Origin of the sequence: Trichococcus patagoniensis (genome assembly GCF_003051085.1) — a bacterium.
Taxonomy (GTDB): Bacteria; Bacillota; Bacilli; order Lactobacillales; family Aerococcaceae; genus Trichococcus; species Trichococcus patagoniensis.
On sequence record NZ_QAOM01000003.1, the window covers coordinates 51,273 to 65,063 of the forward strand.

Annotated in this window: 13 protein-coding genes and 1 other annotated feature; of the genes, 2 read left to right on the forward strand and 11 right to left on the reverse strand. The window is 48.5% G+C overall.

The window, feature by feature from the left end; translation table 11 throughout:
* Positions 1–244: 244 nt before the first annotated feature.
* The 6 genes from rsmA to C8U37_RS02545 form a co-directional block, all read right to left on the reverse strand.
* The gene (gene rsmA / locus C8U37_RS02520) at positions 245–1,144 is read right to left on the reverse strand and encodes a 16S rRNA (adenine(1518)-N(6)/adenine(1519)-N(6))-dimethyltransferase RsmA (protein WP_108031695.1); all 900 of its coding nucleotides are present in this window, start codon (positions 1,142–1,144) and stop codon (positions 245–247) included.
* Entirely contained in the window at positions 1,141–1,740 is a 600-nt protein-coding gene (gene rnmV, locus C8U37_RS02525; RefSeq protein WP_108031696.1) for a ribonuclease M5, read from the reverse strand. The genes rsmA and rnmV overlap by 4 nt, the downstream gene beginning before the upstream one ends.
* A complete protein-coding gene (locus C8U37_RS02530; protein ID WP_108031697.1) occupies positions 1,737–2,519 on the reverse strand; it encodes a TatD family hydrolase in 783 nt (260 codons plus the stop codon). The genes rnmV and C8U37_RS02530 overlap by 4 nt, the downstream gene beginning before the upstream one ends.
* A gap of 114 nt (positions 2,520–2,633) precedes the next feature.
* On the reverse strand, positions 2,634–4,652 hold the full coding sequence (gene metG, locus C8U37_RS02535; RefSeq protein ID WP_108031698.1) for a methionine--tRNA ligase: 2,019 nt from the start codon (positions 4,650–4,652) through the stop codon (positions 2,634–2,636).
* A gap of 189 nt (positions 4,653–4,841) precedes the next feature.
* On the reverse strand, positions 4,842–5,609 hold the full coding sequence (locus tag C8U37_RS02540; protein ID WP_108031699.1) for a MerR family transcriptional regulator: 768 nt from the start codon (positions 5,607–5,609) through the stop codon (positions 4,842–4,844).
* Positions 5,610–5,728: 119 nt separating this feature from the next.
* Positions 5,729–7,051, reverse strand: a complete 1,323-nt coding sequence (locus tag C8U37_RS02545; RefSeq protein ID WP_108031700.1) for a C40 family peptidase — start codon at positions 7,049–7,051, stop codon at positions 5,729–5,731.
* 319 nt (positions 7,052–7,370) lie between these two features.
* Positions 7,371–7,585, forward strand: a binding site (T-box leader).
* A 70-nt stretch (positions 7,586–7,655) separates the two neighbouring features.
* Here C8U37_RS02545 and tyrS point away from each other — a divergent pair.
* Both tyrS and C8U37_RS02555 read left to right on the forward strand, forming a co-directional pair.
* Positions 7,656–8,918 (forward strand): tyrosine--tRNA ligase, encoded by a 1,263-nt coding sequence (gene tyrS / locus C8U37_RS02550; RefSeq protein ID WP_108031701.1) that lies wholly within the window; start codon positions 7,656–7,658, stop codon positions 8,916–8,918.
* A 1-nt stretch (position 8,919) separates the two neighbouring features.
* Positions 8,920–9,450: a GNAT family N-acetyltransferase gene (locus tag C8U37_RS02555; protein WP_108031702.1), complete on the forward strand. Its 531-nt coding sequence runs from the start codon at positions 8,920–8,922 to the stop codon at positions 9,448–9,450.
* A 246-nt stretch (positions 9,451–9,696) separates the two neighbouring features.
* On the opposite strand, the gene C8U37_RS02560 is transcribed toward C8U37_RS02555, so the two are convergent.
* The 5 genes from C8U37_RS02560 to C8U37_RS02580 form a co-directional block, all read right to left on the reverse strand.
* Complete coding sequence (locus C8U37_RS02560; RefSeq protein WP_108031703.1) at positions 9,697–9,879, reverse strand: hypothetical protein; 183 nt, start codon at positions 9,877–9,879, stop codon at positions 9,697–9,699.
* Between the two features lie 20 nt (positions 9,880–9,899).
* Positions 9,900–10,604, reverse strand: coding sequence for an NAD(P)H-dependent oxidoreductase (locus tag C8U37_RS02565; protein ID WP_108031704.1), 705 nt, complete (start codon positions 10,602–10,604; stop codon positions 9,900–9,902).
* 153 nt (positions 10,605–10,757) lie between these two features.
* Positions 10,758–11,840 (reverse strand): Gfo/Idh/MocA family protein, encoded by a 1,083-nt coding sequence (locus tag C8U37_RS02570; protein WP_108031705.1) that lies wholly within the window; start codon positions 11,838–11,840, stop codon positions 10,758–10,760.
* Positions 11,841–11,908: 68 nt separating this feature from the next.
* On the reverse strand, positions 11,909–12,772 hold the full coding sequence (locus C8U37_RS02575; protein ID WP_108031706.1) for a sugar phosphate isomerase/epimerase family protein: 864 nt from the start codon (positions 12,770–12,772) through the stop codon (positions 11,909–11,911).
* A complete protein-coding gene (locus C8U37_RS02580; protein WP_108031707.1) occupies positions 12,765–13,778 on the reverse strand; it encodes a Gfo/Idh/MocA family protein in 1,014 nt (337 codons plus the stop codon). Before C8U37_RS02580 ends, C8U37_RS02575 begins: the two co-directional genes overlap by 8 nt.
* Positions 13,779–13,791 lie beyond the last annotated feature (13 nt).

Sequence of the window (13,791 nt, forward strand, 5' to 3'; positions counted from 1 at the left end):
TCACAGTATAACACAGATAAATTTAATTTACAAGTATATCACAGAGGACGTATGCACGCAACTATGAAACGGATAATTTTCAAAGAAATCTTATCAATTTTTTTTACCTATTTTTAGTAAATTCCTTGAACGGAAAATTGCAGCTTAAAGGCCTCACCTTCCCATCGCAATGGGATCCGGAAGGTGAGGCCTCCGTACCGACGGTGCCCTTGGTTGCGAAAATAATAGGTTGTTTTTTGATAGATTATTGAACGTCCAAATATTTGACCAAGGCATTCGCCAAGTCCGCAAATTGTTCGATACTCAGGGCTTCTCCCCGTTTTGAAGGCTCAATGCCAGCTTCTTCAAGTCCGGCTGTCAAAGCTGCCTTGATTTCTTCCGTTTTGCCGTAGCGGGATTGCAGATTGTTCCAGAGCGTTTTTCTGCGTTGATTGAAACCGGCGCGAACCAAATCAAAGAAGAACGCCTCATTCGTAACCTTGACTTTAGGTTCCGCTCTGCGCTGAAGCTTCAGGATTGCCGAATCGACATTCGGTTGCGGCACAAAAACGGTTTTCGGAACGATGAAGGCAATCTCTGCTTCCGTATAGTAGTCGATTGCAATCGTCAATGAGCCGAATGCTTTCGTTCCAGGTTTGGCAGTCATACGCTGCGCGACTTCTTTCTGCATCATCATCACAAACGTGTCGATCGGCAAATCAGTCTCTATGAAATTCATGATGATTGGCGTCGTGATATAGTAAGGCAGATTCGCTGCCACCACTAATCGTTCGGCCGGTTCAAAATGCTCTTCGATGACTTGCGGAACATTTGCCTCCAGAATATCCTGAAAAATGATTTCGATATTATCGTATTCCGCAAGTTCCGTCTTCAGAATTGGCGCCAAACGTCTGTCCACTTCAAACGCCACTACTTTTTTGGCTTCTCTGGCAAGTCGTTCCGTCAAGGCTCCGATACCGGGCCCGATTTCGATGACATTGGTGTTTTCATCTATGCCGGCTGCAGCAACCATCTTCGTCAATATATTGGGGTCAACCAAAAAGTTTTGGCCCAGGCTTTTCTTCATGGTCAAATGGTATTTTTTTAAGATGGCGTTCGTTCTGCTCGGTGTTGCTATATCCTTATGGTATTCTAATCCACTCATTTATTTTCCTCCTCCTGCCGCAAAGCGGTCAGGCTATCCTTTTCATCCAGTTCTTTCAAAATGGCCGTCATCGCTGCGTTAACAGCTTCTTTTTCCAATTGGAACATGCGCAGGCGTTTCAACAACTGTTTCCCGTTCGTATGGCCGATCCCAAGAGCATCCCCCAGCAACTCCCGGTAACGGCCTGAGTCAGCATGACCGACCAAGTGCCATTCATCCAGGAATTTCCTGTCGATGTCGCTCGTTTCCGCTTGCCTTTGCGTGTAGATATTCTTCAGCGCTTCCCTGATGATTTCCGGAGAAGCATGCTCGATTCCGAGGCTTCCGCCTTTCGGGGATTGCGCGTCATCCTTACGCAAGAACGCATGCTTGACGCCGGGGATCCGTTCCACGATTGTTGCCCGGATCTTCCCGCCTGGATAATCAGGATCGGTGAAGACGATGACGCCACGTGTCGCTTGCGCATGGGCAATCAGCTGCAGTGTTTCTTCGTTGATTGCTGATCCGTTCGTTTCGATCGTATCAGCTTCCACCGCCAGCTTGATCCGTCTGGTATCGTCTTTTCCCTCGACCACTATAATCTCTTCTATTTTCATCTGTCATCCAGCCCAAACAATGTATTTGCGTTTTTGGTTGTCTGCAGCGCAATCTGTTCGAATGTCTGGCCGCGTAATTCAGCAATCTTTTCGGCTACATAGCGCACATAGGCCGGCTCATTTCGTTTTCCGCGGAAAGGAACGGGGGCCAGATAAGGCGCATCCGTTTCGACGAGAAGTCTCTCGATCGGCACAGCTTTGGCCACTTCATGGACTTCCGTCGCCTTTTTGAAGGTGACGACGCCGCTGATCGAAATGTGCATGCCCAAATCCAAAAACTTCCTCATGTAGTCCACATCACCGCTGAAGCTGTGCATGATGCCGCCTATGTCGCGCACATCCTCTTCCTTCAAAATGCGGTACGTGTCTTCGATGGCATCACGCATATGGATGCTGATCGGCAGTTCCATTTCTTTTGCAATCGCGATTTGTCTTCTGAACACTTTCGCTTGGACGTCATGCGGCGCTGTGTCCCAGTGATAGTCCAGTCCCATCTCGCCCATGGCAACAACCTTTTTTTCTTCAAGCAATGCCATCAGGCTGTCTTCCACTGCCGCAGTATAGGTCGCTGCTTCTGTAGGGTGCCAGCCGATGATGCTGTAGATTTCAGGATATTTTGCGCTCAATTCGAGCGTTTTTTTTATGGTGTCCGCATCGAAGCCCACTACCGCGAATCTTCCGACACCGGCTTCATGGGCCCTTGCGATGGCAGCATCCACGTCATCCGCAAAAGCGTCCACATTCAGATGCGTGTGTGTATCAAATAATAGTTTATCCATAGATTCCTTTCCGGTTCCTGCGGGAAGGACGTTGCCTACCCTGATTCTTCTGCATTTAAAATGGACAAAGGAGTCCGGGACAACTGTCCCAGGCTCCTTGAATCACAAAAACCTTTATGCCACTGTAGACCCATTCGCTGCTGATTCAGGTGCAAGTATGACTTGAAGCACGCCATCTTTTTCAGCAGAAAGGATCATTCCTTGGCTGATTTCACCCTTCATTTTGCGCGCTTTCAGGTTAGCGACGATGATGACTTTTTTGCCGATGAAATACGCAGGATCCGGATACCATTGTGCGATACCCGACAGGATTTGGCGATGACCTTCGTCACCCGCATCCAGACGGAATTTCAGCAATTTGTCCGCGCCTTCGACCTTCTGGCAATCGATGACTTCAGCAACCTTCAGCTCGACTTTATCGAAGTCTTCATATTTGATCTGTTTTTCCTTTTCGGAAGTCAGCACGGTAGTCGTCGGATTCCATTCAGCCGCGACCGTTTCCTCTTCCGCTGGGGCCGTTCCGCCCATTTGTTCCTTGATGTAGGCGACTTCTTCTTCCGTGACGAGACGAGGGAAGATCGGCGTGCCTTTTTCGACTACCTTCACGTCCGCCGGGAACGTTCCGAAGGCCACATTTTCCCAAGTGCCTTGTTTTTCGAAGTCCAATCCAAGTTGTTCATACATTCTGAACGGCGCTTGCGTCATGAACGGAGACAGGAGAATGCCGACGACGCGCAAGGTTTCCGCCAAATGCGCCATGACGCTTCCCAACTCCGCTTGCTTGGATTCATCCTTCGCCAAGACCCATGGAGCGGTCTCATCGATGTATTTGTTCGCGCGTGAAATAAGGCGCCATGTTTCGGACAAGGCCGAGCTGAACTGCATGTTGTCCATTTCCTTCTGGTAATTCTCGGTCACTTCCGCTGCCATCGCTTTGAGTTCCGCATCGAAAGCCGTTTCCGCTGCTAGTGCCGCAGGGATGTTCCCTCCGAAATATTTATTGATCATCGCGATTGTTCTGTTCAGCAAGTTGCCCAGATCGTTCGCCAGGTCATAGTTGATCCGGTTCACGTAGTCTTCCGGTGTGAAGATGCCATCGCTGCCGAACGTCACTTCGCGCATCAGATAGTAGCGCAAAGCATCCAAACCGAAGCGGTCCACCAACATATCCGGATAGACAACGTTGCCTTTGGATTTGGACATTTTGCCTTCTTTCATCAATAACCAACCGTGTCCGAAGATTTTCTTCGGAAGCGGCAGATCCAATGCCATCAGCATGATTGGCCAATAGATGGTGTGGAAGCGGACGATTTCTTTTCCGACCATATGCACATCAGCCGGCCAATATTTTTGGTAAAGCGAATCATCAGCCGAACCATAGCCCAAGGCAGTGATGTAGTTCGCCAATGCATCGATCCAAACATAGACTACGTGCTTTGGATTGCTCTTCACGGGAATCCCCCAGGTAAAGGTCGTCCGTGAAACAGCCAGATCCTCAAGGCCCGGTTTGATGAAGTTGTTGACCATCTCGTTTTTGCGCGATTCCGGTTGGATGAAATCGGGATGCGCATCGTAATAAGCCAACAGGCGGTCTGCGTATTTGCTCATGCGGAAGAAGTAGGACTCCTCTTTCACCAACTCGACTTCATGGCCGCTTGGAGCAACCCCGCCGATGATTTTTCCGTCGGCATCGCGATATACTTCAGCCAATTGTGTTTCCGTGAAGAACTCTTCGTCGGAAACCGAATACCAGCCTTCGTATTCGCCAAGATAGATGTCGCCTTGTTCCAATAATTGTTCAAAAATCTGCTGAACAGCTTGGACATGATCATCATCAGTAGTGCGGATGAACTTGTTGTTGGAAATGTCCAGACGTTTCCATAGATCCTGCATATCCTGGGCCATGCCGTCCACATATTCTTTTGGTGTAATGCCCAATTCTGCTGCTTTGTTCTCGATTTTTTGTCCGTGCTCATCTGATCCGGTCAGGTAGAACACATCGAATCCCATCAGTTTTTTATAGCGTGCCATTACATCGCATGCGATTGTCGAATACGCATTCCCGATGTGGAGCTTACCGCTCGGATAATAGATTGGAGTAGTGATATAAAATGTATTTTTTTCTTTAGCCACGAATGAGTGCGCCTCCCTGAATTCTAAGTTGTTTGCGAATGTACGCAACTTACCGTACCATTCTACCACAAAAGTCAAGGGTTGGGGCGCGAAATTCGAAACAAGCGGCAACCCTTGCCAACGCCTGCACCTCCGAATCCACGCACCAAAAAAGCCGAAAGCAAATTACAGCTCCCGGCCTTTCCAGCGTCATTCAGCTTTTTCAGTATAGTTGTGGATCGCATCCCGTAAAAATGCAGTGGCCCCTTTGCCTGATGCTTTGTCGTAGTAAGCGGTGAACCTTTCGTCGTCGACATACATCTGGGCCAGTCCACGATGCGCTTCCGGGGAGTAGGTCGGCCATGTATAGCTCAGCCACTGTTTATGCAGCGCAGCAACCGCCCGGGCTGGCTCTCCGCCGGCATCCCCCGTAGCCATCGCTTCCGTCAGCAGATCCTGCAAGCGCGCGGCTGTCGCCTGCATCTCGTCAAAATCCGCTTCGCTCATTCCTGCGAATTTCTTGTTCGAGGCCTCAATGGTCTTTTCGCCGTATTTTTCGCGGGTTTCCTGCCCGTAGCGAGCTTCGTTCTCGTCAAGCAGTTCCTTCTTCAAGCCTTCAAACTTTTCTTTGTCACTCATTTTTCTGCCTCCTCTTTTTTCGTCCAGCGTAGCATCCACCGTTTTGATCAGCAATTCGATTTCTTTCATTTTCTCCAACAGCGCCTGTTTATGCGCGACCAACGAACGTTCCGCGTCATATGCCGGATCATCCATCGCTGATTTGATCTCATCAAGCGAAAAGGACAGTTGCTTGAAGAACAGGATCTGCTGCAGTCTGTCCACCTCCGCTTCACCGTAGATGCGATAGCCGGAGGAACTGGTGCGTTTGGGCTTCAGCAGGCCGATTTCATCATAGAAGCGCAGCGTCCTCGTGCTGACGCCGGCCAGCCGGCTCAATTTTTGAATCGTATATTCCATCTTATCCCCTCCGTTGATTTCATCTTACACCTTGACGCTGCGTCAAGGTCAACAGTGTCCCTTCATATACGCAAAAATCAAAAAAAGACAGCCCCGGAGGACTGTCGTGAATTTTTGGATTATCTTGCAACACGTACGGCAAATGATGCGCCGGAAAGGTTGTAAGAAGAATAAGTAACTGTTTGGCCTGGTGCTGGAGCGTGGATGTATTGTCCGCCGCCTACCGAGATAGCCACGTGATAAGTCGCGCCTCTTGAACCCCAGAAAATCAAATCTCCCGCTTGTGCGGCTGATACAGCAATCTGTGTACCTGAGTTTTCTTGAGGAACTGTGTAGCCACCGATTTCGATGCCGTATGCTTCTCTGAAGACATAAGACGTGAAGCCCGAGCAGTCAAAACCTGATGGTGTTTTTCCGCCCCATACATAAGGAACGCCGATGTATTTCGCAGCAATGGAAACAACATCGCCTGTTGGTGCTGATAATGTCGGTGCAGTCACGACTGGCGCAGCCACAACGGGTGCGCTGACGACTGGTGCAGCGGCAACCGGAGCAGACACAACGGGTGCACTTTCAACAACCGGCGTGCTGACAACTGTTTGAGCAGGAGCTGCTGACTCGGAACTTGCAACTGTGCTTGGTGCAATGTCAACGGATGAAGCAGCAGATGAAGATTCTTCTGAACTTGCTTGCGCGACTGTTGCAGCTACACTAGCTGCGGCAGCTTCAGCGGCGGCAATGGAAGCAGCCTCTGCGGCAGCTCTTTGATCAGCTTCTTCTTTTTGCGCTAAGAACATTTCGCGGTCGGATTCAGCGGTTGCTTTTTCAGCAGCCAAAGCGGCAACTGCGCTTTCTTGTTCGATTCTCTTCACTTGCAGATCGCCTTTAAGTTGTTCCAACTCCATGGCCATTGCATTGATTTCATTTAAGTTATCTTCAGTTTTATTTTTCTTGTCTTCAACAGCTTTTTGATCCGCAACTTGCTTCTCTACCAATTCTTTATTGGCGGAAACCATTTTGGATACAACATCGATGCGGGATACTAAATCTGTGAAAGATTCGGATGCTACGATAAAGTTCAAGTAGTTTTCGTTTGAACCGTTCACTTGAACAGATCTTGCTTGCTCATCCAGTTGCTCTTCGCGTTGCGCGATGACAACTTGCAATTCGGCAATATCTTCTTGTAAAGCAACAATCTCATCTTGCGTCTTTACGCGGTTTGCCAATAGAGTCTCTGCTCTCTGTTCGGCTGCATCAACTTCTGCAGTGATTGCAGACAAGTTTTTTGTTGCTGAGCTTTGTTTGCTGTCCAATTCAGAAATTTTAGTTTCTTGTTGTTGGATTTTTGTTAAGATTTCATCTGCTTGCGCTGTAAAAGGCGTTACTATACTTGTTGCAAGGATCGTACCTGCTAATACAATAGCCACTAATTTCTTCTTCAAGTCTAATTCCTCCACTTACATTCGATTGTCGTCAGTTATAATTCTTATATATCTTTTAACTTTTTATAGTTTTTCTTAAGATTCATCAACATAATGAATCATAACATAGTTTATTTTCGTTTAACCCGGTTTCGACAAGTTGTAGCCTAACTGTAACATTCCTGTAAAACGAATCGCTTAATGTGCCCGAATCCGCGCCATCAGTAATATTTCATGCACCTTCCCCTTTTGTAACATTTCTGTAGCATTACTTTTTTTGTTGTCATGGTTGACATTTAAAGTTTTGCTGCGCTATACTTACGGCAATTAACCAATACAATAAAAAGCGATGAAAAAGACAGTAGAATCGGGATTTTGTCCTATAGAGAATCAGCGGTTGGTGGAAGCTGATGCAAGCCTGGATTCGAATTACACTTTTGAGCTTTCTTATGCGCATAAGCGGCCGGCATACGATACATGTCAGAGTGGCAAAGTCTTTCCGATTCGGGATGATTCTGCAAGCTGGGTGGTAACACGGTAACTATCGTCCCTGTTCAAACAAGAATTTTCTTGTCTGGACGGGGATTTTTTTGCATATAAATTTATGAGAAAAGGAATGAAGCACATGAATATCATCGACGAATTAGAATGGCGCGGCGCCATCAACCAACAAACGGATGCAGCAGGTTTACGCAAATTAACGGAGGATGAGCAGATCGGCCTCTATTGCGGCGTTGACCCTACCGGCGACAGCCTGCATATCGGGCATCTGATTCCCTTCATCGTATTGAAGAGATTCCAACTGGCCGGGCACAGACCCGTCATCCTGATCGGCGGCGCGACCGGATCAATCGGCGATCCGAGCGGAAAGAGCGAGGAACGGGTTCTACAATCGATGGATCAAGTCGTCGAGAATGCAAATGCTTTGACCGCTCAAATGAAGAAACTTTTCCTATCCGACAGTTCAGCTGACATCCGTCTCGTCAACAACTATGACTGGACCAAAGATTTGACGCTTTTGGATTTCCTGCGCGATTTCGGCAAAAATTTCAACATCAATACGATGTTGGCCAAAGATATCGTAGCCAGCCGTTTGGATACCGGCATTTCATTCACGGAATTCACTTACCAGATTCTGCAGTCCATGGACTTCCTGCATCTTTTCCAGAATGAGGGCGTCAACCTTCAGATCGGCGGTCAGGATCAATGGGGCAACATCACTGCCGGTTTGGATCTGATCCGCAAAAAAGAAGGCGCGGAAGCAAAAGCTTTCGGATTGACAATTCCTTTGATGCTGAAAGCAGACGGCACGAAATTCGGCAAGACTGCCGGCGGTGCCGTCTGGTTGGACCCTAAGAAAACAACGCCATATGAGTTTTACCAATTCTGGGTGAACCAGGACGACCGCGATGTCATCAAATATTTGAAATATTTCACTTTCCTTTCGAAGGAAGAGATTGATGCCCTGACTGAAAAAGTTGAAACAGAGCCGCACAAACGCGAAGCCCAAAAAGTTTTGGCATCCGAAATGACGCGCTTCGTCCACAGCGAACAAGCCTTGCAGGACGCTCTAAAGATCACCGAAGCCCTATTTACCGGCGAAGTGAAGGAATTGACTGCCGACGAAATCGCGGAAGGTTTCAAAAATATGCCGACTTTCGAGTCCGACCTGAAGGAACAAGAATTGGTCACTTGGCTGGTCGACCTGGGCATCGAGCCTTCACGCCGCCAATCACGCGAAGACATCCAAAACGGCGCCATCTCAATCAACGGCGACAAAGTCACGGACCTGGCATTCGTCATCACTGCCGAAAATTCTTTCGAAGGCCGTTTCATCCTCGTACGCCGCGGCAAAAAGAAGTATTTCCTAGTAAAGTTGGTGGCTTAGCATGACAACCCCACAGACATTTTCGCGCGAAGCCGCACTCCGGTTGGAACCTGTCGAAAGCTTGGACCAGATCAACGAGCTGTCCCGCTTGGCTGACATCATCTGGCAGGAGTATTATCTGCCGATCCTAGGTCCGGAACAAGTATCCTATATGTTGGAGAACATCCAGTCCAAAGCGAATCTGGAAGAGGATATCGAAACAGGCAAATTGGATTATTTCCTCATCAAAAGCGAAGACCAATCCGCCGGTTACTTGGCTATCCAGTTGCAGGACGACAAACTGTTCATCAGCAAGCTCTACCTGCTTCAGGAAGCCCGCGGACAAGGCTACGCCTATCAGATCATGCAAAAAATGGTCGATCGGGCTGTCAAGGAACAGAAAAAAGTCCTGGAGCTTACAGTCAATAAATACAACGAAGGTTCGATCGCATTCTACGAAAAATACGGCTTTGTGCGCACGGAATCCATTGTCTCCCCCATTGGAGGCGGCTTCGTGATGGATGATTACGTCTACCAATATCCACTCAGCTGATAAAACCAACAAAAAAAGATAGGCACTGCCCGCAAATGGGGCAGTGCCTATCTTTTTTGGCCCTGAAGAGAACGGTGAGCCGCCGCTGACCGGAGGACCGCAACGGAATGCGTGTGCAGCTCCGGTCAGACTTCCACTCTCCGGAGTACACCGGTAACTTCTGGCCCCAACTCCGGCGAAGCCGCACTGGTCGGAGAACACAAACAGCATGTTGGCTGAACTCCGCGGCGAGGCAGCCGCCGCAGCCTAATTCGACCACTCTTTCGGACTCCAGATCCGGCCGTCCAGTTCGCCTTCCATCTGTTCCACCCGTTGATACTGTTCCTGGAAAAGCTTCTTCGTCTCCTGGAAGAGCGCCTTTTGCCGGTAATCCTTGCTTGCTTCCATTAAGTGATCCAGTTGTTCCTGTACCCAATTTTCAGTTTCCATTTTCGTCCCTCGCTTTACCTTTACCCAAGCTGATTGCCTTCCATCTGTGCCAACGTCCACGCCAAATCATCCAAGTGCTCGCGATTGTCCTCCAAAACAGCGATCAGATGCTCCACCAACTGCTGATTTTCTTCGGAAAGTCCCGCCTTCCCGAGCGACTGCAACTGGATTTTGAACCAGTTTTCCGTTGTCTTGAGACTGGCCTCAGTGTCTTTGGACACGTATTGTTGGTAGGCGACCAGCAGTTCTTTCCTCTTGCTGTCGTTTAGATAATCGAATTGCGAAACGACCATTGCCGGCATGTACACCATTCCGCATTTTTTTGCCATCGCCTGATAAGGTCGGGTAAGTTCCGATAGCGTGAAGCCTTCCCTTCCCCCCGCCTGGTATTCCCGTTCATTCACACCGAGAGCCAATACGAGGCCGAATTCTTTCCCTGCCAATCTGCCGCCGTCAGGACCGTAGGCGAACCCTTCAGTAAGGACGACATCCTGCCATTGCTTCAGCAATGCGGGTGAGCTGTACCAATAGAAAGGGAATTGGAAAATGATGCGGTCGTACTGGAGCAATTGTTGTTGTTCGGCCTCCCGATCAACCTGGCCGTCCGGATAAACCGATTCGAGATGGTGCCAAGTCACCCCTTCAGCAGGCAGGCTTTCCCACAGAAATCTTTGTGCATTCGAATCAGCCAGCGTCGGGTGGCTGACTATGATCAATGTTTGCATACTTTCACCTCATCCACTAAATATTCTTCTTCCGAATCATAACAAGCTGCCGGCCAGACTTCAAGTTGCATGCTCACCATCCTAATCTATCGAAAACAAAAAAACCTTGCTTCGCCATCCGGATGGTCCGGTAGCGAAGCAAGGGATAGTCTATTACAGGTTTGCGGTGATGTTCAGCGCCTGTTCCTGCGCCTTCAGGCATAATTCCTGCGCCTTGAAGATATGTTCCTGTGTCATCGCATTTTCGGTACGGTTGACGCAGTCCAGGATCATTTCGCCGAAGAACGGGAATCCGACTTCACCCGTCAAGGAGTAATGCTCCTCGCCATCTTTCGTCACCAGGAAGAGATGATCTCCAGTCTGTTCCGTCGCCACATTGATGTATTTACGGATTTCGATGGTCCCCTCCGTTCCGGTGATGAAGGTGCGGCCGTCGCCCCAAGTTCCGAGTCCGTCCGGCGTGAACCAGTCCACTTTGAAGATGAAGGTTGCGCCATTATCGCCGACCAACGTCGCGTCGCCGTAGTCCTCCAATTCGGGTGTATCCGGATTATTGTAGTTGCCGACTTTGCTGTGCAGCACTTTCGCATCCAAATTCCCTGTATAATGAAGAAACTGCTCAATCTGGTGGCTGCCGATATCGGCCAAGATGCCGCCGTATTGTTCTTTTTTGAAGAACCAATCCGGACGTTTTTCCTTGTCGAGGCGGTGCGGTCCGAATCCGGTCACTTGAATGACGCGGCCGATTTTGCCTTCATCGATCAACTGACCGGCGAAAACGGCGCCTTCCACATGCAGCCTTTCGCTGAAGTAGATCCAGTATTTTTTGCCGGTTTCCGCGACCACTTTTTTGGTTTCTTCCAATTGCTCCGTAGTAGTGAAACCTGTTTTATCGGTGAAATAGTCTTTGCCTGCGCGCATGACTCGATTCCCCAAGGCACTGCGCAAATTAGGCACCGCAGCTGCAGCGACCAAATGGATTTCAGGATCCTCCAGAATCTGTTCCAAGGAATCGGCAACCGTAACATCCGGGAATGACTCCAGATAATTGGCCACTTTTTCCGCATCCGGGTCGTACACATATTTGATTGTCGCGCCGGCTTCGATCAGACCGTTCGTCATGCCGTTGATGTGGCCGTGATCCAAAGCCGTAACCCCCACGTTGAATTCGCCTGGTTCAACTACCCTGTTTATTTTTCCTTTTGGTGCATAATTCATGCCATCTTTGCTGCCCACTATTACGTCCTCCTTCATGATAAGAAAAGGTCCGAAGAGAATGATCTCCGAACCTTCTGTTGTTGTTTTTAGAATAATTCTCCGTAACCCAATTCCAATAGGTGATCACGAGAAATCTTCAAGCTTTCGAATGGATCCACTCCATATGTATCATCTTGCTCAACTAATAGGTAGCGTGCTCCTGATGAGATGCTTTCCTCGATGATTTCTTTCAAAGGCAGACTGCCTGTTCCCAATTCAGCGAATTCGATAATATTTGTGAATGCACTCATGAATGTTACGTAATCACCGTTGTATAGCGCTTCGAATGCCTCATCCGGAATCGCTGCAATACGGTAATCCTTCAGATGGATCAATTCCACTTTGCCTTTGTAGTCTTTGATGACTTCCAGTGGGTTTGCACCACCGCGTTGCACCCAGTGGACATCCAGCTCAAAGCCCAACAATGGCGCCTTTTCACGGATGATGTCCAACAGGAATTTGCCGTCATACTTGCGGAATTCCACATGGTGGTTATGGTAGTACAAGGTGATGCCGTCTTCTTTCAGCTTTTGCGTCACTTCATTGACGTCATGGCAGAATTCCAAAACTTTATCCAGACTGGCCATCGCATCAAAAGGCAGCATGCCGATGCGCAACAGATCCGTACCGACCGCTTTGCAGTCAGCCAAAATTTTGTCGTAGTGGGTTGTCAAGGATTCACCGTCCGGCATCTGCGGCTTCAATGAAGCGCTCATTGATGCGATTTCCATGCCGAAATCAGCGGTCGCTTTTTGGATTTCAGCAATGTTTTCGGGTGTTGTCGCTACTTGAGAGATCTCAATGGAGTTATATCCGATTTCGTGCAATTTTTTCAATGTTTCATAAGGCCCTACTTCTTCAAAACTTTTTTTCACAGTTGATGCTTGCACACCTATTTTTACTTTAGCCATTGATAATTTCCTCCACTTCGATTGTACGGTTCTCTTTTGAAGATTTCTTCATTGCATCGATCATCAGCATGGCCGGTAAGGCCTCCCGGACGGTCACATAATCCTCGGTATCTGCTTCGACCGCATTGTAGAAACGCTGGATCAAAGCAGAATGGCTTGGACCGTAGTAAAATTTCGTCCCTTGCAACGGCGTATCCTGCAAATGCAGTTCTTTTTCGCCGGAACTGTTCGAACGATACAAACCGTTATCCTTGATGGTGAATTTTTCCTTTTCGGTGATGACCTGCAATTCTACACTGGAATTCTCAGTGTAGGCATTCGTCGACATATAAAATCCGCGCGCGCCGTTTTTGAATGTGAAATTCGCTACAGCAGTATCCTCGACTTCGATATCGTAGTCTGTGAGGTTCGACAGACTGGCTTTGCAGCGGTCTATTTCCCCGCCCAAGACCTGCATCAGATCCAGCGTATGGATGGCTTGGTTAATGATGGATCCCCCGCCTGCAAATTCCATTTGACCACGCCATGGTTTCGTTGTGTAATAGGTTTCAGGCCGATGCCATGCCACCAATCCTTTGACCGCCGTCACAGCTCCGACATTCTCGTCCGCGAGCAATCTTTTGAGTTCCAAAAAAGTTTCATTGTATCGGTTTTGGAAACACACGCCAACTTTCAGACCACTATCCTCAGCCAACGCTAGAGTCTTCAACCCTTCTTCATAATCCAAAGCCAGTGGTTTTTCCTGGAAAACATGCACGCCTTTTTCGATGCAACGTTTCGTGATCGGATAATGCAGATAGTGCGGCAAGCAGATATGTACAACATCCAGATTCTCTTTTTCCAACATCGACTCTACGTCTGTATAAAAAGGCACATCCTGATATCTGGACCTCAAGGCTTCATTCATGTCGCAGACCGCAACCAATTCACCGTTGTCGCTGGCGTCGATAGCATATTTGTGGACTGGCGATACATCTCCCAATCCGATTATTGCCGCTCTTAACATCCCTGATCACGTC

Excerpts from the sequence above, each read along its gene's own strand:
- rsmA (WP_108031695.1), bottom strand. The coding sequence starts at position 1,144 with ATGAGTGGATTAGAATACCATAAGGATATAGCAACACCGAGCAGAACG.
- rnmV (WP_108031696.1), bottom strand. The coding sequence starts at position 1,740 with ATGAAAATAGAAGAGATTATAGTGGTCGAGGGAAAAGACGATACCAGA.
- C8U37_RS02530 (WP_108031697.1), bottom strand. The coding sequence starts at position 2,519 with ATGGATAAACTATTATTTGATACACACACGCATCTGAATGTGGACGCT.
- C8U37_RS02540 (WP_108031699.1), bottom strand. The coding sequence starts at position 5,609 with ATGGAATATACGATTCAAAAATTGAGCCGGCTGGCCGGCGTCAGCACG.
- tyrS (WP_108031701.1), top strand. The coding sequence starts at position 7,656 with ATGAATATCATCGACGAATTAGAATGGCGCGGCGCCATCAACCAACAA.
- C8U37_RS02555 (WP_108031702.1), top strand. The coding sequence starts at position 8,920 with ATGACAACCCCACAGACATTTTCGCGCGAAGCCGCACTCCGGTTGGAA.
- C8U37_RS02560 (WP_108031703.1), bottom strand. The coding sequence starts at position 9,879 with ATGGAAACTGAAAATTGGGTACAGGAACAACTGGATCACTTAATGGAA.
- C8U37_RS02565 (WP_108031704.1), bottom strand. The coding sequence starts at position 10,604 with ATGCAAACATTGATCATAGTCAGCCACCCGACGCTGGCTGATTCGAAT.
- C8U37_RS02575 (WP_108031706.1), bottom strand. The coding sequence starts at position 12,772 with ATGGCTAAAGTAAAAATAGGTGTGCAAGCATCAACTGTGAAAAAAAGT.
- C8U37_RS02580 (WP_108031707.1), bottom strand. The coding sequence starts at position 13,778 with ATGTTAAGAGCGGCAATAATCGGATTGGGAGATGTATCGCCAGTCCAC.